General features: G+C 60.5%; 20 protein-coding genes. 6 read left to right on the top strand and 14 right to left on the bottom strand.

Annotated features, from left to right (window positions below):
* Positions 1–930 carry a dihydrodipicolinate synthase family protein gene (locus CI15_RS23590; RefSeq protein WP_062131938.1) on the top strand — a complete coding sequence of 310 codons (930 nt, stop codon included), beginning with the start codon at positions 1–3 and terminating at the stop codon, positions 928–930.
* A gap of 72 nt (positions 931–1,002) precedes the next feature.
* Here the strand turns inward: CI15_RS23590 and CI15_RS23585 are convergent, their stop codons facing one another.
* The 4 genes from CI15_RS23585 to CI15_RS23570 form a co-directional block, all read right to left on the bottom strand.
* Positions 1,003–2,169 carry a mandelate racemase/muconate lactonizing enzyme family protein gene (locus CI15_RS23585; RefSeq protein ID WP_082814275.1) on the bottom strand — a complete coding sequence of 389 codons (1,167 nt, stop codon included), beginning with the start codon at positions 2,167–2,169 and terminating at the stop codon, positions 1,003–1,005.
* A gap of 57 nt (positions 2,170–2,226) precedes the next feature.
* Positions 2,227–3,519, bottom strand: a complete 1,293-nt coding sequence (locus CI15_RS23580) for an MFS transporter (protein WP_062131935.1) — start codon at positions 3,517–3,519, stop codon at positions 2,227–2,229.
* A gap of 72 nt (positions 3,520–3,591) precedes the next feature.
* Positions 3,592–4,899 (bottom strand): MFS transporter, encoded by a 1,308-nt coding sequence (locus tag CI15_RS23575; RefSeq protein WP_062131932.1) that lies wholly within the window; start codon positions 4,897–4,899, stop codon positions 3,592–3,594.
* A gap of 101 nt (positions 4,900–5,000) precedes the next feature.
* Positions 5,001–6,548, bottom strand: coding sequence for a UxaA family hydrolase (locus CI15_RS23570; RefSeq protein ID WP_062131929.1), 1,548 nt, complete (start codon positions 6,546–6,548; stop codon positions 5,001–5,003).
* A gap of 236 nt (positions 6,549–6,784) precedes the next feature.
* Between CI15_RS23570 and CI15_RS23565 the strand changes: the two genes are divergently transcribed.
* Together CI15_RS23565 and CI15_RS23560 are read left to right on the top strand one after the other, a co-directional pair.
* Positions 6,785–7,723, top strand: a complete 939-nt coding sequence (locus CI15_RS23565) for an SMP-30/gluconolactonase/LRE family protein (RefSeq protein ID WP_062131926.1) — start codon at positions 6,785–6,787, stop codon at positions 7,721–7,723.
* Between the two features lie 146 nt (positions 7,724–7,869).
* Complete coding sequence (locus tag CI15_RS23560) at positions 7,870–9,180, top strand: Nramp family divalent metal transporter (protein WP_062132148.1); 1,311 nt, start codon at positions 7,870–7,872, stop codon at positions 9,178–9,180.
* Between the two features lie 903 nt (positions 9,181–10,083).
* Here CI15_RS23560 and CI15_RS23555 read toward each other — a convergent pair.
* The 4 genes from CI15_RS23555 to CI15_RS23545 all read right to left on the bottom strand — a co-directional run bounded on the left by CI15_RS23555 (position 10,084) and on the right by CI15_RS23545 (position 13,929).
* On the bottom strand, positions 10,084–10,680 hold the full coding sequence (locus tag CI15_RS23555) for a hypothetical protein (protein ID WP_062131923.1): 597 nt from the start codon (positions 10,678–10,680) through the stop codon (positions 10,084–10,086).
* Between the two features lie 19 nt (positions 10,681–10,699).
* Entirely contained in the window at positions 10,700–12,040 is a 1,341-nt protein-coding gene (locus CI15_RS23550; protein WP_062131921.1) for a hypothetical protein, read from the bottom strand.
* 42 nt (positions 12,041–12,082) lie between these two features.
* Positions 12,083–12,688: a hypothetical protein gene (locus CI15_RS36665; protein ID WP_153041174.1), complete on the bottom strand. Its 606-nt coding sequence runs from the start codon at positions 12,686–12,688 to the stop codon at positions 12,083–12,085.
* Between the two features lie 713 nt (positions 12,689–13,401).
* Entirely contained in the window at positions 13,402–13,929 is a 528-nt protein-coding gene (locus tag CI15_RS23545; RefSeq protein ID WP_082814274.1) for a CPBP family glutamic-type intramembrane protease, read from the bottom strand.
* A gap of 887 nt (positions 13,930–14,816) precedes the next feature.
* Here CI15_RS23545 and CI15_RS23535 point away from each other — a divergent pair.
* A complete protein-coding gene (locus tag CI15_RS23535; RefSeq protein ID WP_062131912.1) occupies positions 14,817–15,173 on the top strand; it encodes a SpoIIAA family protein in 357 nt (118 codons plus the stop codon).
* A 246-nt stretch (positions 15,174–15,419) separates the two neighbouring features.
* Here CI15_RS23535 and CI15_RS23530 read toward each other — a convergent pair whose 3' ends face one another.
* From CI15_RS23530 to CI15_RS23510, 5 genes are all read right to left on the bottom strand, one after another.
* Positions 15,420–15,803 (bottom strand): DUF1428 domain-containing protein, encoded by a 384-nt coding sequence (locus tag CI15_RS23530; protein WP_062131909.1) that lies wholly within the window; start codon positions 15,801–15,803, stop codon positions 15,420–15,422.
* A 75-nt stretch (positions 15,804–15,878) separates the two neighbouring features.
* The gene (locus CI15_RS23525; protein ID WP_241495902.1) at positions 15,879–16,223 is read right to left on the bottom strand and encodes a hypothetical protein; all 345 of its coding nucleotides are present in this window, start codon (positions 16,221–16,223) and stop codon (positions 15,879–15,881) included.
* Between the two features lie 132 nt (positions 16,224–16,355).
* Positions 16,356–17,771, bottom strand: coding sequence for an ammonium transporter (locus CI15_RS23520; RefSeq protein ID WP_062131906.1), 1,416 nt, complete (start codon positions 17,769–17,771; stop codon positions 16,356–16,358).
* Between the two features lie 26 nt (positions 17,772–17,797).
* Positions 17,798–18,136 carry a P-II family nitrogen regulator gene (locus CI15_RS23515; RefSeq protein ID WP_062131903.1) on the bottom strand — a complete coding sequence of 113 codons (339 nt, stop codon included), beginning with the start codon at positions 18,134–18,136 and terminating at the stop codon, positions 17,798–17,800.
* Positions 18,137–18,544: 408 nt separating this feature from the next.
* Positions 18,545–19,141 carry a DJ-1/PfpI family protein gene (locus tag CI15_RS23510; RefSeq protein ID WP_062131900.1) on the bottom strand — a complete coding sequence of 199 codons (597 nt, stop codon included), beginning with the start codon at positions 19,139–19,141 and terminating at the stop codon, positions 18,545–18,547.
* Between the two features lie 87 nt (positions 19,142–19,228).
* On the opposite strand from CI15_RS23510, the gene CI15_RS23505 reads away from it, so the two are divergent.
* Both CI15_RS23505 and CI15_RS23500 read left to right on the top strand, forming a co-directional pair.
* Positions 19,229–20,560 carry an aminotransferase-like domain-containing protein gene (locus CI15_RS23505; RefSeq protein WP_062131897.1) on the top strand — a complete coding sequence of 444 codons (1,332 nt, stop codon included), beginning with the start codon at positions 19,229–19,231 and terminating at the stop codon, positions 20,558–20,560.
* Between the two features lie 194 nt (positions 20,561–20,754).
* Positions 20,755–22,092, top strand: a complete 1,338-nt coding sequence (locus CI15_RS23500) for an MFS transporter (protein WP_062131894.1) — start codon at positions 20,755–20,757, stop codon at positions 22,090–22,092.
* A gap of 80 nt (positions 22,093–22,172) precedes the next feature.
* Here CI15_RS23500 and CI15_RS23495 read toward each other — a convergent pair whose 3' ends face one another.
* The gene (locus CI15_RS23495; RefSeq protein WP_062131891.1) at positions 22,173–23,117 is read right to left on the bottom strand and encodes a GlxA family transcriptional regulator; all 945 of its coding nucleotides are present in this window, start codon (positions 23,115–23,117) and stop codon (positions 22,173–22,175) included.
* Positions 23,118–23,168 lie beyond the last annotated feature (51 nt).

Below are 23,168 nucleotides of genomic sequence, written 5' to 3'. Positions count from 1 at the left end.
ATGACTTCAGTCAACCGGCCCCGCGGCGTCTACTCGCCCGTGGTCACGCCGTTCACCAGCGACCTTCTTCCCGATCACGAGCGCTATATCCGTCATTGCCGATGGCTGATCGAGCAGGACGTCGGGCTCGCCGTGTTCGGCACCAACTCGGAAGCCAATTCGCTCGCAGTCAGCGAGAAAATGACACTGCTCGACACGCTGGTGAGCTCGGAGATTCCGGTCGATCGTCTGATGCCCGGCACCGGCTGCTCGGCACTGACCGACACGGTCGAGCTGACGCGCCATGCGCTTTCGCTCGGGGCAAACCATGTGCTGATGCTGCCGCCGTTCTTCTACAAGGGCGTCACCGATGAAGGCCTGTTCCGCAGCTATGCGCAGATCATCGAGCGGGTGGGTTCGGACGCACTGCGCATTTACCTGTATCACATCCCGCCGGTGTCGCAGGTGCCGATCAGCCTCGCGCTGATCGAGCGGCTGCTCGCGGCTTTCCCGGGCGTGATCGCCGGGGTGAAGGACAGTTCGGGCGACTGGAGCAACACCCAGGCGATGCTCGAACGCTTCCAGCCGCAGGGCTTCGATGTGTTCGCCGGCAGTGAAACTTTCTTGCTGGCCACCATGCGGGCGGGAGGGGTCGGCTGTATCACGGCGACCGGCAACGTCAATCCGGCGGCGATCGTGCAGTTGTATCGCAACTGGCAATCGGCCGACGCCGATGCCCGTCAGGCAGCGCTCGATGCGACGCGTGCGGTGTTCGCCAGGTTCCCGATGATCCCCGCGCTCAAGGCAGCGATCGGCGTGTATTCGAACGAACCCGAGTGGGGCGTCGTGCGTCCGCCTCTCGTCGATCTGACGCCGGCGCAACGCGATGCACTCGCCAGCGCGCTGCGCGACATCGGCTTCTCGATGCCGGGGCTGGAAGTGATCGCCTGATGTCTTGCGCAAAGAAGCGCCGGTTGCATTTGCAACCGGCGTTTCTTCTTTGCGCCGCTTATCGCTTCGATGTCACGCCCAGTCGTCCAGCGCGTATTCGTCGAGCGCGGCTTCATCGAAGTCGAAGCCGAGGCCGGGACGGGTCGGCACGACCAGCTCGCCATCCGCGAACGACAGTTGCCGATCCACCAGCCGACGGAAGTTCAGCACCTGATCGTCAGGGAAAAATTCGACATAGCGCGCGTTGGGTGTCGACGCCACCAGATGCACGTGCAGATCGTGGAACCAGTGCGGACACATCGTGACACCCACGGCAGCGGCCGACGCCGCGATTCGTCGCCACTCGCTGATTCCGCCGCATACCGCCGCGTCCGACTGAAGGATCGTGGCCGCGCGCTTGTCGAGCAGCGCCTGATGGCGCCAGCGCCCCGCTTCGATCTCTCCGGTCGCCACGTTCACCGGCGTGCGCCGACTCAGTTGCGCATGGCTTTCGATGTCATCGGGACTGAAGGGCTCTTCTATCCAGTACGGGTTGTACGGCTCGTACCGGCGCAGGTATTCGAGCGCGGTGGGAACGTCGGACCAGGCGTTGTTGGCATCGAGCATCAGCAGCACGTCGTCGCCGATCGCTTCTCGCGCCGCCCTGATGCGCGCTTCCTCGCCGCGTGGATCGAGCCGCCCCACTTTCATCTTCACGGCGCGAAAGCCCAGCGCGACGTAAGCCGCCATCTCCTCGCCGAGATGCTCAGGGCTCTTGCCTTCGAGGTAGTAACCGCCGCTGGCATAGGCCGGTACCGTGGCGTTGTAGGTGCCACCGAGATAGCGGCTCAACGGCAGGCCCGTCGCGCGTGCATTGCGGTCCCACAACGCGATGTCGATGATGGACAGCGCCCGCATCACCGAGCCCGCGCGTCCTTGCAGCAAGGATTCGTCGTACATCGCGCGCCACGAGCCTTCGACGTCGAGCGCGGAGCGCCCGAGCAACAGCGGCGCAAACAGTTCGCGCACCGCATAGGTGACCAGCATGCCGGCCCGGTTGCCACCGTAGCAAAAGCCGATGCCGTAGTGATCATCCGCGGTCGTGACGCGCACGACCGTGAAGTCGCGGGCGGCGACGAGACGGGTCGAGAACGCCGTGTGGCGATCGAGCGGCACGCGGATGGTGCGCGCCGCCACCGAAACGATGCGCGCACGTGCCTGATAACCGGTTTGTTCAGCCTCGAGCTTGACGCTTTTCATAGCAGTAGTTCGACCCGAAAAAGTAACGATGCTCACGTGACCGCACGTGCGGCCCCACTATGCGGCGGTGGTGGGCGTCCCGACAGTCTCGGCCGGCGCGCGCCGGCCGATGACCAGCAACATGGCCAGCACGCCGATCAGATCGACCGCCGCGCCGAGCATGAAGCCGCTGCTGTAGCCGCCAAAGTACTGAACCGCCAGACCCATCATGGTCGGACCGACGATGCCTGAGATGTTGCTCAGCAGGTGAACGAAGCCGCTTACGCCGCCGAGATGCCTGCCCGGCACCAGTTCATGCATGATGGCCCAGCACGCTTGCGAAGAGGCCGTCAGGAACAGCACGGCGAACGCGACGAGCAGCACGGCGGGCGTCACGGAATCGACGAGGCTGACGCCCACGAGAGCGAGACCCGACAGCGCGAGCGGCACGATCGCCGAGATCTTGCGCGCGAGCAGCTTGTTGCTCATGCGCTTGAAATACGCATCGGCGACGAGGCCGCCGCCGAAGTATCCGATCCCGCCGCATGCCCATGGCACGGCACTCAGAAAGCTCATCTGCTTCATGTCGAGATGCAGCGCGTTGGTGAAATAGCTCGGCATCCACGAGATGAACACGAACAGCGTGTAGTTCACCGCGAACAGGCCGACGCCGAGTGCGAGCGTGCTTGGACGAAACAGATAGCTGCGCAGCGGCGTGTTTTCGTTGCCGCCTTCCGCAGGATGCGCCGCGTTTCGGCTCGCTTCGACCATCTCGCGTTCGGCGGCGCCGACCCACGCGCTTTGCGCCGGCTTGTCGGTCGCGAACAAACGCCAGGCGACGATCCACACCAGTCCGAACGCCGCGATGATCACAAACGACGTGCGCCAGCCATACGCAATGGCGATCAGTCCCACCACCGGGCCAGCAATCGCGCTGCCTACCGTCTGGCCCGAAAACGTAAAGCCGACCATCGTCGCGGTTTCATGCCGGGGGAACCAGTTGGTGATGGTCCGGTTGGTCGTCGAATTCATCGGACCTTCGCCGAAACCGAACAGCGCCCTCGATATCAGCAGCGTGCCGAAGCCCGTCGCGGCCGCGGTCAACCCGCAGAGGACGGACCATGTCCCCATCGCCCACGAAAACACCCTGCGCGGACCGTACCGGTCGGCGAGCTGACCGCCGACGAACGCGAAAATGGAATAGCCGAAGAAAAAGCTGCTGAATACCACACCGAGTTGCGATGGTGAAAGATCCAGCTCCTTGTTGAGGACAGGCGCGACTACGCCGAGCGCCGCGCGGTCCATGTAGTTGATCGCGCCCGCGATGAATAGCAGCAAGGCGATGACGTAGCGATACTTCCCAGTCTTCATTTGTCTCGACTCCATTGAATAGAGGACGCCGAATCTTGTGGCCCGGCTTGTCGCTCGGATGTCACACGGGCGCTACTTATTGACGAGCTTCGCGGGAAGCTGGGTCAGGATCAGACAGGCGGAGACCATCAGCGACCCCGCAATCAGGAACAGGCTCGAATCAAGTGAATGGGTGAGCGTCTTTAGCCAGCCGACGAGCGCAGGACTCGCGAAGCCCGCGAGATTGCCCGTCGAATTGATCAAGGCAATGCCGGCGGCCGCACCGGTGCCGCCAAGAAAGGACGTAGGCAGCGCCCAGAACATCGGTAACGCCGTGATCACGCCCGAAGCGGCAAGCGTCAGACCAAGCATCGCGATATAGGTATTGTTGCCCGCGTAGGCGCACGTCACGAAACCCGCGGCCGCCATGCATTGCGGCACCACCACGTGCCAGCGTCGCTCACGCATGCGGTCCGCGCTGCGGCCGACCATCGTCATCAGAATCAAGGCGGCAAGATACGGCACGACCGTGAGCAGGCCGATGGTGAACGGGTCCGTGATACCGGAGCTCTTGATGATGGTCGGCTGCCAGAAGCCGACGGCATAAGAGCCCATCACGATGCCGAACAGAATCGCGCACAAGGTCCACACTTTGAGCGACGTGAAGACTTCGCGTATGGACCCGTGACTCTTGGTGCGCGCTTCCGCATCGATTTCCGCCGCGATGAAATCGCGGTCTTCGACCGACAGCCACTTTGCGTCCTTTACGCGATCGTCGAGGAACCAGAAAATCACGGCGCCGAGAATCAACGCCGGGATGGCCTCCAGAATGAACAGCCACTGCCAGCCGGCCAGCCCTGCGCTGCCCGCCAGGCGCTGCATGATGAAACCCGAGATCGGGCCGCCGACGATGCCCGCCACCGGGTTGCCCGCCATCAGGAAAGCGATCATCTTGCCGCGCCGATGCGACGGAAACCAATAGGTCAGATACAGCACCAGCCCCGGGAAAAAGCCCGCTTCCGCGACGCCCAGAAAGAACCGCAACACGTAAAACATCGAAGGCGTCGTGACCCACGCCGTCGCGGCCGAAAGCACGGCCCAGGTGAGCATGATCCGGGCGATCCAGCGACGCGCGCCAAGCCGATGCAAAAGCAGGTTGCTCGGCACCTCGAAGAAGAAATACCCGATGAAGAAGATGCCGGCGCCGAAGCCGTAGATCGCCTCGCTGAAGTTCAGATCGCTGAGCATCTGGAGCTTGGCGAAGCCCACGTTGACCCGGTCCAGATAGGCGACCACGTAGCAGACGAACAGCAAAGGCATGAAGCGCCAGGTCACTCGCGAATAGATCGAGTTGCTTGCCGCGCTGTCGGTGATTGGTATTGCCGTGCTTTGAGTACTCAAGGGGCTGTCTCCACCATTGGATTCAATCGCTACAGGGCGAGGGCTTTGCTTGTTGTTGTAAATGGCCGATCGCCCTCGCGACGCGTTGAGCCACTGTCGACTCAACTCATGATGCCGATCTGCCACGGCACGAATTCGTGGTTCCCTAGTCCGAGCATCTCGCTCTTTGTGCGCTCGCCGGAAGCGGCCGCAAGAATGGCATCGAAGATCTTCTGGCCCGTGCTTTGAATCGACGCAATACCATCCAGGATCCCGCCGCAATTCAGATCCATGTCTTCGGTCAGACGGCTGTACATCGGCGTATTGGTGGCGAGCTTCAGCGATGGCACCGGCTTCGCGCCGAACATCGAACCGCGCCCCGTGGTGAACGCGATCAGATTCGCGCCGCCTGCAATCTGCCCCGTCGCGGAGACGGGATCGAAACCGGGCGTGTCCATGAACACGAGTCCATGTTGCTTCACCGGCTCGGCGTATCGATACACCTGCATCAGCGGACCGGTGCCGCCTTTCATCGCGGATCCGATCGACTTTTCGAAGATGTTCGCGAGGCCCCCCACCTGATTGCCCGGGCTGACCTTGCCATTGATCTGAACGTCCCGGCCGACCGAATACTCGTCCTTCCACCAGCGGATCCGCTCGATCAGCTTTTCGCCCACTTCGCGGCTGACCGCACGCCGCGTCAGCGTATGTTCGACGCCGTAGATTTCGGGTGTTTCGGACAGGATCGCCGTGCCGCCATGACGGACCAGCAGGTCCATCGCCGCGCCGAGCGAAGGATTGGCGGTGATCGACGAGAAGCCGTCCGAGCCGCCGCATTGCAAACCGATCTTCAGGTGGCTCGCGGGAACCGTCGTGCGCTCGACGCGATTGGCAGCCGGTAACAGCGCCTGGACCGCCGCTACGCCGGCCTCGATGGTCCGGCGCGTGCCGCCGTTCTCCTGCATGATGAACGTGTGCAGCCGCGAGTCGGCCTGCAGGCCTTCCTGATCCATCAGTCCGGCTAGCTGGTTGCGCTCGCATCCGAGCCCGACGATCAGCGCCGCGGCGAGATTCGGGTGGCGCGCATAACCCGCCATCGTCCGGCGCAGCAGCGCCATCGGCTCGCCGCTCATTTCCATGCCGCAACCGATCGAGTGCGTAAAGGCGACCACACCATCCACGTTCGGATAGTCCGCCAGCCGTTCCGGCGTAAACCATTCGGCGATCTTATGAGCGACCGTGGCCGAGCAATTGACCGTGGACAGCACACCGATGTAATTGCGCGTCGCGACCTCGCCGTTCTCCCGCACGATGCCCTGGAAGGTGGCGCGCGCGGCCTCGGGCACCATCTCGACCGGGCGGTAGTCCGCGCCAAAGGCATAGTCCCGGTCGAACTCGCGAAACTCGACGTTATGGCTATGGACCATCGTGCCCGGTGCGATGTCCGTCGCCGCGAAACCGATCACCACGTTGTATTTGCGAACCGGCTCGCCTTGCTTGATCGACGTCGCCGCGATCTTGTAGCCCGCGGCCACCTGACTGCGGCAAACGAAGTCTTCCGATGAAACCGGCGTACCGATCGCGACGTCGATGCGCGCAATCACCACGTTGTCGTTGGGATGCAGCCGGATCACCGGGCCCGTTACGTTCTTGCTGGTCGTCTCAGTCATCAGACATTGCCCTTCGAGAAATGGGGCGCCGGGCGGTCAAAATAGCCGCTCGACGGGTAATCGCTTTCTTACATAAGTTCTACGGCCGATGCGCCATTTTATAAATCCAGGAATTTCAGGCATGGTATGGCACTTCCGCCTGGGATTCAAGAGAAAGCGCTTACTCATTTCGCGTTATACTCCGGCTCACGCAGTCGCACAGGCGGCACCGCTGGGCACCCGAACAGGAGATTCAGATGTGGCAACAAGCTGAGCGATACCCCGATCCCCGGGTCATTTCGCTGGATCCTTCCTTCGACAGATACCGCGTGGCTTTTTCGGCTGTCGAACGCCTGGCGACCGGCTACCGGTGGACCGAAGGTCCGGTCTGGTTCGGCGATGGACGCTACCTGCTGTGGAGCGACATCCCCAACAACCAGATGCTGAAATGGGAGGAGGAAACGGGCGTAGTCAGCGTGTTCCGCAAACCTTCGAACTACGCGAACGGGAATACCCGCGACCGCCAGGGACGGCTCGTCACCTGCGAGCACGGGCGCCGCGTCACACGCACCGAATACGACGGCAGCATCACCGTCCTTCTCGATTCGTTCGAAGGCAAGCGGCTCAATTCCCCCAACGATCTGGTCGTGAAGTCGGACGGCTCGATCTGGTTCACCGATCCGCCGATGGGCATCGCCGGACACTACGAAGGCATCAAGGCGGAACAGGAGCTGCCGCACTCCGTGTATCGGATCGACGGCGTGACGGGCGAAGCGAGCGTCATCACTCGCGATCTGAAAGGACCGAACGGCCTGTGCTTTTCACCCGACGAGAAGCTGCTCTACATCATCGAATCGCGCGGCGTACCGAACCGGATGATTCACGTTTATGAAATGGAATCGGACGGCCGCCGGATCGGCCGCGGCCGAATGTTCTATGACGCGGGCGCCGGCACGATCGACGGAATGCGCGCGGACATCGACGGCAATTTGTGGTGCGGCTGGGGCATGGGCAATGACGAACTCGATGGCGTCATGGTGATTTCGCCGCAAGGCAAGTTGATCGGCCGAATCGCCCTGCCCGAGCGCTGCGCGAATCTGTGTTTTGGCGGTCGCGCGCGTAACCGGCTGTTCATGGCGTCGTCGCAATCCATTTATGCGGTGCACGTCAATACGCAGGGCGCGCTGGGGGGATAAGCCGCTTCGCCGGGCGACCCGTTCCGGTTTTACTTATCGCGTCGATCGGAACGTTCAATTTTTCTTTTTGTGCAGCGGCCCTCATGATGACCGCATGTCCGCTCGGCACCGCGAGCGGCACGCGACTCAAACAGAGGTTGATGCTCATGAGCACGCCAGCCGCACGATTGGGCATGACAGCAAGGACGAGGTTTGAGATGGGCGAGGTGCTTGCCGGGCGCGGCAAGGGGCCGCGATCCCTGCTGCTGTTCGCCGGTCCCGCCGTGGTGGCTTCCATCGCTTACATGGACCCGGGCAACTTCGTCACCAACCTCCAGGCGGGAGCGAAGTACGGCTATTCGCTGCTGTGGGTCGTGGTGGCCGCCAACGTCGTCGCGATGTTGTTCCAGGCGCTCTCGGCAAGGCTTGGCATCGTCACGAACCGCAATCTTGCCGAATTGTCGCGCGAGCATTTCTCGACGCCGGTCGTGTACGCGATGTGGGGCGTGAGCGAGATCTCGGCCATGGCCACCGATCTCGCCGAGTTCCTCGGCGCCGCGATCGGACTGTCGCTGCTGTTCCATCTGCCGCTGCTTGCCAGCATGGTGGTGACTGGCATCGTCACCTATGCGATCCTGGCTGCCGAACGGCAGGGATTCCGCCCGCTCGAGCTGATCATCGGCGGTCTCATCGCGGCAATTGCACTCGCGTTCGCGGCCGAACTGCTGATCGTGCCCGTCGACTTCGGGGCTGCCGCGCGCGGCTCACTCGTGCCTCATCTGGCCGATTCGGGCGCGCTCGCGGTTGCGGTGGCCATACTTGGCGCCACCGTGATGCCGCATGCCATCTATCTGCACTCTGGCCTCACGCAAAAGCGCGCGCCGGCGGACACGGACTCCGCTCGCCGCAAGCTCGTGGATTTCTCGAACCGCGAGGTCATCGTTACGCTGTCGCTTGCCGGCCTCGTGAACATGGCGATGATCGTCGTGGCCTCCGGCGCGTTCCATGCCGGGCACCAGGAGGTGGCGGAGATCGAGACCGCGTTTCATACGCTGACCCCGCTCTTCGGCGTTGGCGCGGCGGGCATCTTCCTGGTGTCGCTGCTGGCCTCGGGCGTGTCGAGTTCGGTGGTCGGCACGATGGCCGGACAAATGATCATGCAGGGTTTCACAGGCTTTCGCATGCCCGTTTGGGCGCGCCGCCTCGTGACGATGGCGCCGGCCTTCGCGGTCGTGGCGCTCGGTGTCAACGCAACGGATGCGCTGCTTTACAGCCAGGTCGTCTTGAGCTTCGCTCTGCCGGTGCCGATGATCGCGCTGGTTGTTCTCACCAGCCGGCGCGATGTCATGGGAGCGTTCGTGAACAGTCGCCTCATGACTTCCGTCGCCGTGCTCGGCACGGCCGCGATTCTCGTGCTCAATGTGGTTCTGCTTGTGCAGACTTTTGGGGGGGCATTGCCGGGGTTGCAGGGTGTATGAGGCGGGCACGTGAAGAATTGATGTCGAAGGCTCACTGTGACTAACACCTGCGCGCCTGTCGATGACGGCGAGCGGTATTGATCGTCTCATCTGCGGGCGTAGGGCGACACGACTTTTGCAACGGACGCATCGAAAATCATGGCCTCAGGAGTAGGCGTGTCACATAGGCCTAGCCGAGTGCGATAGGGTTGGCACCTCTTCTAGCCAATGTGCCCGCCAAAGTTTTGGCAAATCGTCGCATGCGAGGGACCGTAGTCGACCCACTCCGGCCACTCGCACAGACATGACGGCAATGACCGCTTGTGGATGGCGGACCAGCCATTAAGATGACGTCTATCGCGGGATTGATGAGCCGTGACAATTGGCCGGGCGCACCCGCCGAGATATGCCGCCGAAAACCTGCCGCTGGCGTAGGAGGAATCGTTTGAACCGGCGGCTTGTAATGAAGCGGGCTTGGCGCGTACGGTCGGCGACCGTTCGGCGGCAGATCGAGAATACTGTTGCTGCCGCCGGGATCTCTAATGCGCCCATGGTGATGACGTTGAGTCGCGACGGGCGCTTATTGAATCTAATGCGCTCAGGGCCGTGAGCAAAAGGGAACAGGGCGGCTAAGTTGCTGTCGGCAAACAGAATTTGTTGGACTAGCGCGCACTTAGCTAGATTCGAGAGCGCGGAATCGGCTGGACTGCCGGGTGAGCGAAAAATTCAAACGACTGTCGTGACGCAGTCGGGTCCCAGCAACGCTCTGATCAAGCGTGATTTTTTAAAAGCGTGAGATGCGCTTGACGCCCCCAAGCGGTCCTTCGATACCTCCTTACAGCGTCCAAGGGCGGATCTTCGGAGCATCTTCCAGCCGGAAGGAGTGCATCGATAAGAATCGAAAGCTAGAACTTTCGCTGCGCTTTAATAATAGCTAGAAATTCTATCGAGCAGACGGACTATCGGTTCAAGTAAAGAGGGCAGCACGGTTCGGCTTAAAAATATCAAGGCTGGAAGCACTAGCACGAAAAGAAGAAAGAAACCCAAAATCGCCACAAAATGCACTTTCTTTTCCCAAACAGGAACGTTCCAGCCTGGCAGCACTGACTCGGCAAGCGAGGTCAAGTTGTAAACCAGAAAGCCCCAATAAACATAAAAGGTCGCTACAACAGTAACCGGAATCGCCACCAACAGGAGACACGCGAGTGCTGGACTAAGGCGGAGAGCACCGCGAAGTCTTATGCCTGTATCTTTCACGTCCACATATTGTGCCCGAAATATCTCGTCTTTATCAAAGCTTCCTGTAACTTCGACATGGAAATTTTCTAAGCTCGGGCACCGCAAAAACGTGTCTAGGCGAATGGCAACACTTTGCTGTTTGATCTTGGTTTTGTCCTGCTGCGTTTGATCCAATGTAAGGTTGAACAAATAGGCGTTTGTGCCAAACAAGAATCCGACAAGACTTGGCGTGACGGCCTCGAAACTAACCGGTTGACCTTCGATGACGTGCGTGCGATCCATTGTTCGCTCCCGATGTAAATTACTGGGACTGAAGTAGCTTCGGCAATGGCACGATTTTTCCCGGCACATAGGTGCGTAGCGTCAATTTGAAGTCGCGGACCTCTAGCATTTTGGCTTCATCATCGCGGTTCGCGCTAACCGTTTTAATTGATGAATCTTTCCAGACAGCGAGCGGATGAACGTCGACCGTCCATTTGCCGAACGGTCGAAGGTTTTCGACGGTCGCCCCGTCGGCTGTCGCCAATGGGCTCCCCGCCGCGTGTAGACATACATTGCCTAGGACCACCGGGGAACGGCGATAACTGGTGCCGTCCTCGGCAATCTGCTCGGGAGTTGTAATCTTCACGAACATGCGTGAAAAGGCATCAGTTGTCTGGTTCCTGTCTATACCGCTCGAAGAGGGGTTATACTCGTTACCGAATGACAAACTAATAGCTCGTATCCTTGTCCGCGCGTCTAACATACCATCGTCGCGAATCTCGAAAGGCAGTGAAATAGGCTTGCCTTTCGCGCCGCTAATCGCATCTTTGAACGTTTGCATGTCAATGAGACTGCCATTTGGCCCGAACCACGGCTGAACGAGCGGCAAGACGATCTCGGCTGATTCCTCGTCATCGGCCGCCCTTCCGAGTTCCCGGAGCGCGCGCAGCGCCCATAGCGCAAAATCGTCTAGGCTCTGCATGGTCAGTTCGTGGGGGAACTCCTCGAGTGCTTGGCCGTAAATTACGTGAACGCCGGACGAGATCGCGGCCGCTCTCGCGACAGCCTCGTGCATCTGGACGATGAGTACGCGCAGCAGGAGTTCTGCCCGTTGACCGAAATTGTGCGCATTCCCCGGTTCTGTATAACGCGCATGATACGCCTCCTGATACTGCCGTAGATTGGCCCAACGCTGAGTAATTAGTTTCTCCATTTTCGTACAGTCATCGACATCAGCCTGCAATCCAAGTTGTTTGCCACGCGATATTTCCGTAAGCCCTTTTTCGACGCTAGTATCTCCGAAAATGGCTATCGCCTTTTCGAAGCCAGATGCTTCGACGTTTTTTGAATTGGTTTGCAGACGAAGAACCTCCAGTTGTTCGTCTAGTCCCGACGTGCTTTCGAATAGCTCGTAATCTGTTAATGACTTCACGGAGAGAACCTCGAGTTCTCTAATGTCTTTCCTCAGCGCGAGACACTTATCCACCAGCTCGGCAAGTCGGCTCGCGTGGCGCGCTAACAGGAGCGGCTCGTACTCCAATGTGGAGTCCGCGAGCCTTATCGATAATTTGTCAGCGTTGAGGAACGCCGCGGGCATCAGTCCCCGCGAAACGAGTGAACGCTTCTTCTCCGCCCATGCATTCGAACGCACCGTTTCCATCGATTCCTCCGAAGACCATAGTTTTAGGCTTAGGTATACTCATCAAGGCAACGACTGCATTAAAGACGGTGAAGGATAGCCAACCGAATTCAGAAAATCTTGGTAGATCCGAGGCGCGGCATCGGACTCTGTGGTTGTTGTCTTCGTCGAAGACCCAGAAACACCTACGACGGTGCCCACCGAAACACAAAGGGAAACGCTGACGCCCGTGAAGTGCAACGTTTCTGGATTCAGGCTCATGGTTACTGCCCCTGAAACCCCTTCTCCGGCGCTGACAGATAAGTTCAAAGAATCGCCGGCAAAGCTTTCGCTATAGCCTGCACCTAGACATCCGCTCGCACCTAGGTAGCCGAGTGCCATACCACTTGACTCATATGTCCCGACTGCCCCGGCACTGTTCACGAAAACTCCGATCCCTCTGTCAACACCGCCGGAGGGCGTATCTACATTCCCACTAACGCCGGCAAAAAACGTGGTTCGGCTGTCGGTGCTTTCCGTCCCCGTCCTTTGTTCTAATGCGCCAGTGCTGGTTTGGAGCGATGTCTCAATTCGATCGGCACCGGCGTGAAAGGCGTTCGTGGGATGATCGTCACTCGTTACAAATGGCTTGGCAGCAGCGCTTAACTCAGAGGCGTCCTTATCGTCCACAAACCCTCCGATAGCACCGCATAGTCCGATGTTTCTGATAACGTAAATGCCGCCAGACGCAGAATCCTACGATATAAAAACCTGGTGCTCTGCAAAAGAAAATCAGAGCATTTTTGCCTTTATCAAAAACCCCAACTGGGAACAAACTCGTTCGCTATACCGAAGGTTAACGCTAGTCCAACATCAGGAAAATTGGAGGTCTGCGTTTATGCATATGTGCGCTAGCGTACGGTATAAATTGGCTGGCGCGAAATGTTGTCATCATGTGCCGTCGCGGTGTTCACTTAAATAAGATCTGCACATGTCGCTTTTGGAGCGGCTCCGTTGCACTGTTGCGACTGCTGCGTGAAAATCGACCTCTCAGATCCGCCCACAAACCACTCAGGCATGTAATCGGCCCTGTATTAAACCGCTGACGCGGTATTGGGAGGTGGGTCCGCCACCTTTCTGACGCAGAAGCGGATGGCTTCAGTATCTGGCCGGTTTCAACGCGGACCAGCCCTTCGAGTGACGACTCTGGGGGCGGGCGAGTGACCGCAGCTGGCCGACTGGCGCCCGACGCCGTAGGCCGGATCCGACCGGTTGAATCTGCAAGCCAAGCCTGACCTTCCTTGCTGTCATCCCGCGACGCTCGGTTCCGGACGATGTTGCTAGCTGTATCTCTGGCGACGTTGTAGTGGGCGGAACCGCGTGACTGGCATCGAGTAAAGGCCTCAGTTTCGGGCCAGCCACAAGATGGTGTTGTAGATGCTGTGCGCGGCGAATGTCATCATAATCGGTCTCCCTTCTTTCCTTTTTTCGATCACGTATAAAGCTGTCAAAAAAATTCCGGTTATCGAAAGCTTCACCAAAGCTGAGTCAATATAGCCATGCATCGCCCCGAAAATGCATCCCACTGCCACGCAGGAGATAGTCCAATTAGCCCGCACTATTTTTCGAAATACGTAGATGCCGATTACCTGAACCAAGAGCGTCTCGAGCAAAGGTGCCAAGATGGAACCACCTAATAACTGCCTTGCAGCTGAATATTCAGCTAAGGGGTGATGGGCGACCGTCCTTTCCCCTGTGAGAGCGAATATGATGTTGCTAAACGCGATTTGCGAAGAGAGCGACAAGCATATAAATGCTGCGAGCATCACAACTCTCGTTCCCATAGCTATCGCCCAGCTTTCAGCGCTGAACGGCCGGGCTAACCATCGTTCGATCACTTGCTGAGATAGCCGTGGGTAAGTCGTTGACATGCCGGACTCTCAATGTTGGTTTTTATTTTCTAAGTAAGCTGGGCAATAGTAGCACTGTAGTTTGCCGATACTCATCACCTTGGTGACGCTGTGTCGAAAGTGGACATTTCTGAACGGCCGCTATTGTAATTGTCTGGACGGCCGATTGGCCGGCAAGCGCCCGACAATTGGGTGGGGCAATCTCCTCGGGCACTGCCGCTAATGCGAAATGTATAAAACGGCCCTACGGAGGGCCGCTTGTGGTCTGCCGCCATTAGCAACAGGAACGTCAGCGCCATCAAAGATGAAAGACCCAGACTGCTACGGCTAGCGCCAAGAGACACTCAGTGGCTCCGATGAACGCGAGTACGCCAATGTCATCCCAACCCGGCAACCAGCGGACAGTCTTCGGATAGCGACCGAGTGTCAGGAGTTTTAGCGAGAGGCGAGCGATCCCTGCGAGAACGAGGGTCGGTAAAATGAGCTGTAATACGCGCGCAGCGAGTGACAATACTGTGTCCATGGAGCGGTTGGAGCATTTGTTCTGATTGACTTTCCGTTGGAATAAGCGCGGCCTGCACGCACCGCGAGGCTGGCAGGAATGAATCAAAGTCTATCTTGGTAGACGGCCCCCAATTGTCGACGATTCATGTGCCGGAGTCGAATGTCTCAAGCTGGCCGCGAGGCCCCGCACGTCTCTCCTCCCGCCACAACCGAACGGCTGACCAGGCGGAGGCCCACGTCGCACGGAAGGAATGACGCCAACGGGAGCGCACCCGTCGGCTACTCTGAACGCCGTGCCACCAGCTAACCGAGCCGTCTGAAAAGCGGTAGCATTAGAGCGTTATCGAACGCTAGGCTCATTCGCGCCTGAGCGTGTAATGTCTGCCAGCTAAGGTGCTCTTGCCATGATCCTGTATCACACCGAGCCCGATTCCCCGGTTATCGAAATTTCCGTCGATGGTAAGGTCACCGACCACGACCTGCGCGAAGCCATCGAGCGTATGCGTGGCGATCTCGAATTGAACGGCAAGACCCGCGTGCTGGAACGCATAGAGCATTTCGCCGGTATCGAGCCGAAGGCGCTGTGGACCGACATTACGCTCGGTGTTTCCTTGGCCCGCAAGGTCACGCGCGCCGCGGTGGTGGCCGACGCGGGTTGGATCCGCGCCTCGATGCATCTGGCGCGATTCTTTACGAAGGCCGAAGTCAAGGCGTTCCAAGTCAACGAGTTGGAGCAGGCTCGCATCTGGATCAACGCGTGAGCGCCGCCTCGCGACTCTCGTGGCAGTCCGACTGCTCGTCAGAACCCGTGCGCCTCTAACCGACCCGTTGGGTTCACTCATACATCGCGCGCGACCGTTCGCTGCTAACCAGACACCTGACTTCACAGCTTGCCCTGAGTCGCGTAAGTCCGACAGGAGATTCACGCGTTGCATCGCGGATGTTCAATGCCAGGCTGCGGCGTCGGCTAGCGCCTCAACGCGAGCCGGCGCCATGTTTTTCTGCCATCACGCGTCGACAATCACTTCGAAACCGCCATAGATTAGCCGCTGGCCATCAAAAGGCATCGGATCTTTATCTGGTTGCAGCCGCGGGTCGGCCAATACCGCTTTCATTCCTTCGTCTCGCGACTGACGCGACGGCCAGACAACCCAGGAGAACACCACCGTCTCATCATCCTTGCGCTTGATCGCCATTGGAAACGACGTCACCTTGCCCTCCGGCACGTCATCTCCCCAGCATTCGACCACCTTCAACGCGCCGTACTCCTTGAAGACGGCCGCCGCTCTTTCTGCGAACTGTCTGTAGACTTCGCGGTTCGCTGTAGGCACGGGGACAACAAATCCATCTGGGAAGGGCCGTTCATGGTCGACCGACCCCTGACGCCGCAGATCTGTCGACCACCTCGCCGAACCGAAGGATCACACCGAACGCAAGCTGTCGAGTTGGCCGACTCACTGGCAACCCTAAACAAGCAGGATAGTGACAATCTGACCAGCAGTCGCAATGACGACCGCCATATGCAGTGGATTAGCGAGAAGAAAGCCCCAAAAGCCCGGCTCCACGACGCGTGTCCGATACATACCAAGAAAACCGACCGACACGATCAGGCCAAACAGGAAGCTGAATCCGAATCCCGCCTCGACCAACCGGTTATGCCTGACGAGATGCTCGGCGAACGCGATCGTCGCCAGAAGGGTGACTTGAGCAATGAGAACAACCAATACGGCAAGATGCTGCGGATTATTCTTTTCCATTGGCTGGCTGGCGCAAATGTGATTGCTCGAACCGGCTACGACCTCCTCAATCATTTGGCTCCAGACTTCTGCATTGCGGACGCGCATCGGCAGCAAACTGCACGCAGGTGCGCGTCCTCGTCACACAGATGACTGCGGGTACGGGTTACCCCAACCGTCGTACCCGTTCCAGGTTCGGAGCAACCGCTATTCGACTGCCTCGCCATGCAGGACCAGGTCCAGCCCCTCGCGCTCTTCTTCCTCGGCGACACGCAGACCCATGACCACGTCGATCGCCTTGAGCAGGACGAACGAGACCACCCCGCTGTAGACCAGCGTGGTCGCGACACCCTTGAGCTGCAGCATCACGTCGCCGTCCGCGCCGCCGATGTCCTTGACCGCGAACACACCCGTCAGGATCGCGCCGACGATACCGCCGATGCAGTGCACGCCGAACGCATCGAGCGAATCGTCGTAACCCATCTTGTGCTTGAGCCATGTGGCCGACCAGCAGCAGATCACGCCCGCTGCAACGCCGATCACGAGTGCACCCGTCACACCGACGAAACCCGATGCCGGAGTGATCGCCACCAGACCCGCCACCGCACCCGACACGATGCCGAGCACCGACGGTTTGCCCTTCGCGATCCACTCGGCGAACATCCAGGCGAGTGCGGCGGCAGCGGTCGCCACCTGCGTCGCGAACATCGCGAAACCGGCACGGCCGTCTGCTGCCACTGCCGAACCTGCGTTGAAGCCGAACCAGCCCACCCACAGCATCGCGCCACCGATCAGCGTGAGCGTCAGGTTGTGCGGCGCCATCGCTTCCTTGCCGTAGCCGACCCGCTTGCCGAGCACCAGACAGCACACGAGGCCCGCGATACCGGCGTTGATGTGCACCACCGTGCCGCCCGCGAAGTCGAGGATGCCCGCGCTAGCCAGCCAGCCGCTCGGCTCCCACACCATGTGCGCGATCGGCGAGTAGACGATGATCGACCACAGCGTCATGAACACCAGCATCGCCGAGAACTTCATGCGGTCCGCGAACGCACCGGTGATCAGCGCCGGCGTGATGATCGCGAAGGTCATCTGATAGACGAAGTAGACCGTCTCGGGGATCGTCGGCGCGAGGTGGCTGACGGTCAGCGTCGTGGCCTTGTCGCCCTTGATGTAGTTCATGCCATGCATCATCACGCGCGAAAGACCGCCGATGAATGACCCGCCTGGCGTGAACGCGAGGCTGTAGCCGATCACGGTCCAGACGATCGTCACGACGCAGGTAATCGCGAAGCTTTGCATCAGCGTCGCGAGCACGTTCTTCTTGCGGACCATGCCGCCGTAGAACAACGCGAGACCGGGGATCGTCATGAACAGCACGAGCGCGGTGGAGGTCAGCATCCACGCGGTGTCGCCGGAGTTGATCTTCGACGAATCGACCGAGAACGGCGCAGTTGGCGCGGCCGGCGCCGCCGCGGCAGCATCCGACGCCGCCGGCGCGGCGGCTGCCTGCGCCACCGGCACCGAGGCTGCCGCAGGAGCCGAGGCATCGTCCGCGAGTGCGGCGCCAGTCCCGCACGCGAGTAACGATCCAGCCATCAGCAATGACATCAACAGTTTGCGCATCACTCTTTCCTCTTGTCGCGGGTTCGTTATAGGGCGTCCGCACCGGTCTCGCCGGTACGAATTCGAATCACCTGTTCGATTGGCGTCACGAAGATCTTCCCGTCACCGATCTTGCCGGTCCGCGCCGAACGCTCGAGCGCTTCAATGGCCTGATCGACGATGTCATCGGGAACGGCGACCTCGATCTTCACTTTCGGCAGGAAATCGACGACGTACTCTGCGCCCCGATAGAGTTCGGTGTGCCCCTTCTGACGCCCGAAACCCTTGACCTCCGTCACCGTGATTCCGGAAACGCCGAGCGATGAGAGGGCTTCACGAGCCTCATCGAGCTTGAATGGCTTGATGACTGCACTTATCAGTTTCAAGTTGCCTCCCCTGTTGATGGACACCTGAATGCCGGCCGTGAATGATCATCGGCGGGCGCCGGCCATCCAAAGCATCAGTCGTGCCAATCTGTAGCCAGGGTACGGAAACGTCCACATATTGGACGCTGCGGTTTCGGCCGCTAGCTTCGGGAGAAGGACTGGTGAGCAGTAAGCAGGACTCGGTGCAAAGGCCGTGAGAGTCTTCCGCAGACAAATGCCGGCAGACATCTTGATCCGCGGGCACGCACCATGTGCGGGCATGTCTCCGTTAATCCGTCCAAGACTGTGCATGCCTGCTCGGTTCTGTCACGCCACTACACGCTCATAAAAGGACTGTTTTAGACACGGCGCACCGCTTGGCAACAGCACGGACCGCCGCCGCATCGACAGCATCAAAGTTACCCGCGCTCAAAGATACGGCCTGATGTTGGCGAGGGCGCGTTCGACATACGCGTCCTTTTCTCCTACTGGCGCAACGTAGCGAAGCGCGCTGCTCGCCGCCTCAACCCCTTCGAGGCGAGCAATCACCCATGCCGCCAGATACTGCGACGACAGGCAGCCACCTGCCGTCGCCACGTTTTGGTGGGCCACAAATGGCTGCTCGAGCACCGCGACACCCGCCGCCTGGACCCACGGCTTAGTCGTCGTATCCGTGCATGCCGGAACGTCGTCGAGCAGGCCCAACCGCGCGAGCACGAGCGCGCCCGAGCATTGCGCGCCGATCAACTGGCGCTCCGGGTCGAATTTGAGCTGTGCCATCAGAGCCTCATCGGCTGCGACTTCGCGTGTCCATATGCCACTGCCGACTAGTACGGCGTCCGCCTCGCAGGCGTCCTGCAATGACGCTTGCGCGTCGATCTCCAAACCGTTCATCGAGCGCACGCGCGGCGTGGGACTAGCAATCGACACGCGCCACGCAGGCTTCCTGATCCGGTTCAAAATATTGAATGCGAGCAGCGAATCGATTTCGTTGAATCCGTCGAATGTCAGGATGGCGATGTTCATGGCGTCCTCGCGCGGTTAGAAACTCGTGTTGCGCCATGGTAGGACTGGCAAGCAGTACAATCAAATAATTGTCATGGATACATTGCCATGCCCGAGCTTCTCTACAAACGCCTGGTGGACCGCATTGCCGCCGATATCAGGGCGGGACGGCTGCGTCCTGGAACGCGTCTGCCAACGCATCGGCAATTGGCTGCGCGCGAGGGTCTGGCGCTGGTCACTGCGACACGCGTCTATGCCGAGTTGCAGGCCATGGGTCTCGTCAGCGGCGAAACGGGCCGAGGCACGTTCGTCAAGGAGCGGTTGCCGCCCGCCGAGGGCATCGACCTGCTTGAGTCGGGCGCGGACACGGTCGACATGACTTTCAACTATCCGTCCTCGCCCGAGCAGGCCAATCTTTTCCGCGTGGCGCTGCGCCAACTCGCGGCCACGGGTGACCTCGAATCGCTGCTCCGCTACCAGCCACATGGCGGACGCGACCATCAGCGCGAAACGGTCGCGCGACACCTGGCCGTGCGTGGCCTGCAAGCGCAGGCGCAGACCGTGCTGCTCGTGAGCGGCGCGCAGCACGGGCTGACGACGACGGCCATGGCATTGTTCGAGCCCGGCGACGTGATCGCCGTCGACGCGCTGACCTATCCAGGTTTCAAGCTGGCCGCCGAAGCGAGCCGGCTCGAACTGGTGCCGATTCCGGCCGGCCGCAACGGTCCCGATCTGAATGCGCTGGAGACTCTGTGCAAGCGACGCAAGGTGCGCGCCGTCTATGCAATGCCGACGATGCACAATCCGCTCGGCTGGGTAATGAGCCTGGCGCAACGCCGCGAACTCGTCGCCATCGCACGGCAACACGGACTCGTCATCATCGAGGACGCGGCTTACGCATTTCTCGTGGAAAACGCGCCACCGCCGCTCGCCGCGCTTGCGCCGGAAACGACGGCCTACGTATCGAGCTTTTCGAAGAGCGTGGCGACGGGGCTGCGCGTGGGCTTCGTTCACGCGCCGATCGAATGGATTCCCAAAATCGAGCGAGCCATCCGTGCGACGACGTGGAATACTCCCGCGATGCTGACGTCGATTGCGTGTGGCTGGATCGAGGACGGCACGGTCGCCAGGCTCGAAGCCGACAAGCGCCGCGATGCCATGCAGCGCCAGGCGATCGCGGCGCGTGTGCTGGGCCGTCTGAAACGCATCGGACATCCCGCGTCGTACTTTCTCTGGCTTCCGCTGCCGCAAGAGGTTCGTGCCGATGCAATCGCGATGGCGCTGAGAAACGAACGGATCGCGGTGTCGACGGCGCACGCGTTTTCCGTGTCGACGCAGGCTCCTCACGCGCTCCGGCTCGCGCTGGGTTCAGTCAGCCTGTCGACGATCGAGCACTCTTTGGCGAAGGTGGCCGCGGTGATTGCAGACCAGACCTACTGATCGCCTGACCGACGCTCGCTTGCATAAGCCAGACCAGTGTTTTATTGATTTCTCGACAGGTTCGCGAAGAACGAAGCATTGAGCGGGGCAAAACGCACGACGCCCCATTGTCTTTGACCAGCGTACAGCGGGCGCCGCGCTTGCCTCCTCCAGGAGGTGTCGGGATGGCTGTCTGACGCTCATGGACTTCTGACATGACCGTATCCAGTCCAATCGTGAATGCGTCGACCGGTGCGCCGACCCCTCGCCTGTCGACGCTCAGTCACATACAGATCGCGTCGTTGTGGTTTGCGCTCTTCACCCAATGGATGACGGTCGTTCCGGTGCTCGTGCCCGCCCAGGTCGCCGACATGCTCGGACGCGATGCCGCATTAAAGGAAGGCATTACCGGCTCGGTCATTGCATCCGGCGCTTTCGTTGCGATGGTCATGGCGCCGCTGGCCGGCGCGCTGTCGGATCGCTGCTCTGCAAAACGGGGACGTCGGCGACCGTTTCTGATCACCGGTGTGTTCGGCATCTCGGCCGCGCTGGTATGGCTTGCTTCATTCAACGGCGCGGGGAGCGTATGGCTGTATGCCCTCGCGTTCCTGCATCTGCAATTCTGGTGGAACTGGGCGGCGGGTCCGTACGCCGGGCTCGTGCCCGATGTCGTGCCGAAACAGGAAGCCAACCGCGCGAGCGCGTGGCTCAACGTGATGACCGTGCTCGGCACCATCGCTGGCAATCTGGTGCTCGTTGTGCTCTTTTCTCCGGGTCACCTGTATCCCACGGTGGCCACGTTCATCGGGATCATGGTGCTCTGCCTTTGGCTGACGATTCGCGGTGCGCGCGAGCCGACGCCCGCCAAACCCCGCGATCCGTTCGAGCTTTTCGCGTTCATCCGCTCGTTCTATCTCGATCCACGACTTCATCAGAACTTCTACTGGGTGCTGGTCACCCGGCTGTTCGGCAACATGGGAATCTGGTCGATTTTCACGTTCCTGTTGTACTACCTGCAGGACGTGATCGGCATTCGTCATCCGACCAATCTGTTGAATGCGCTGCTTGGTGTCGGCGTGGTGCTGGCGATCCCGGCCAGCCTGCTGGGTGCACGGCTCGCCGACCGCCATGGCGTCGTTCCCGTCGTCCGCTTTTCAAGCTGGATTCTGGCCGGTGCGGCAATCGGTTTTGTCCTGCTGGCGTTGCATCCGAATCTATGGCTCGTGATCGCGGTCGGGCTGGTTTTCTGCACCGCTTACGGAAGCTACCAGGCCGTCGACTGGGCCCTGGCGCTGCAAGTCCTGCCAGACGATGCGTCCAGCGGCAAGGACATGGGCATCTGGCAAGTGTCGATGGTGCTCCCGCAGATCCTTGGCCCTGCCATGACCGGATGGCTGCTGTCATGGATCAAGGGGTTTGCTGGTGCCGCGCCCGCCTACATCGCAGCGTTCGTCATCGCGGCCGGTTGGTTCGTGCTGGCAGCGTGGCTCGTCTCGCGCATCAGGATTGCTTCGCTGCATCAGGTGTCCGCTGGGGTCGCCGGGCGATCGTGATATGGCGGCCGTCGCTCCGAGCGCATCGCGCGTGAGTTGCGGGGAGAGCAGATCCGCCGACAAACCGTGCGACCGCGCTGTCACGCCGCCAGCGCGCGGCCGATTCGGCGAATCGCCTGAGGCGGCTGACCGAACGCACGGGTGAAAGCCTCGCGCATCCGTCTCGAGTCGGAAAAGCCAGTCTGTTGCGCGATCTGTTCGACCGAATGGCGGCTTCGTTCGAGCATCAGCCGCGCGGCCTCCAGACGCAATCGTTCGATGGCCTTCGCGGGCGACTGTCCCGTCTCCGCACGAAACGCGCGGCTGAACTGGCGCGGACTGAGCCGCGCGACCTCGGCCAGGTGCTCCACCGATAGCGGCTGCGCAAGATTCTTCTTCGCGTAGCTCAGCGCGGATTGAATGCGGTCCGACTTCGCGTCCATTTCGAGCAGCGCGGAATGCTGCGATTGTCCACCCGCGCGGCGATAAGAAACGACGAGCGCTTGCGCCACCGCTCGCGCGAGATCCATACCGAGATCCGCTTCGACCATCGCGAGCGCGAGGTCGATTCCCGCTGTCATTCCAGCCGATGTCCACACCGGGCCATCGATCACAAAGATCCGGTCCTCTTCGACGCGCACCTTCGGATAGCGCTCACCCAGACTACGCGCGTACCGCCAGTGGGTGGTCACACGACGGCCATCCAGCAAGCCCGCCTCCCCGAGCACGAACGCGCCGGTGCAGATCGACGCGACCCGCCGTGCCGTTGCCGCGCTATGGCGCACGAAGGCGAGCAGGCCCGGCGACGCGTGCATCTCATCCGGTTCACCGCCCGCGAAGATGACCGTGTCGAACGTGCGATCGCCGAACGGCTCGGTCATGACCGTGGGACCGCCGATCGGTCGAACCGGCGCGCCATGTTCGGACAGCGTGAGGGTCTCGTAGTACGCGTCGCCAACCTTCGCATTGGCGGACGAGAACACCGGTTGTGCGGCGAGCGCCATCGCGTTGAACCCGTCGAAAACGACGAATGCGATTGCCGGCATGGCGACTCCTTTGATCACGTCCTGAAAACGTAGGTTCTACGTCCTTTGCGA

The sequence above is a fragment of the Paraburkholderia monticola genome, from assembly GCF_001580545.1.
GTDB lineage: Bacteria > Pseudomonadota > Gammaproteobacteria > Burkholderiales > Burkholderiaceae > Paraburkholderia > Paraburkholderia monticola.
The sequence above is the reverse complement of the archived record's forward strand: the minus strand, read 5'-3'. Positions and strand labels throughout refer to the sequence as shown.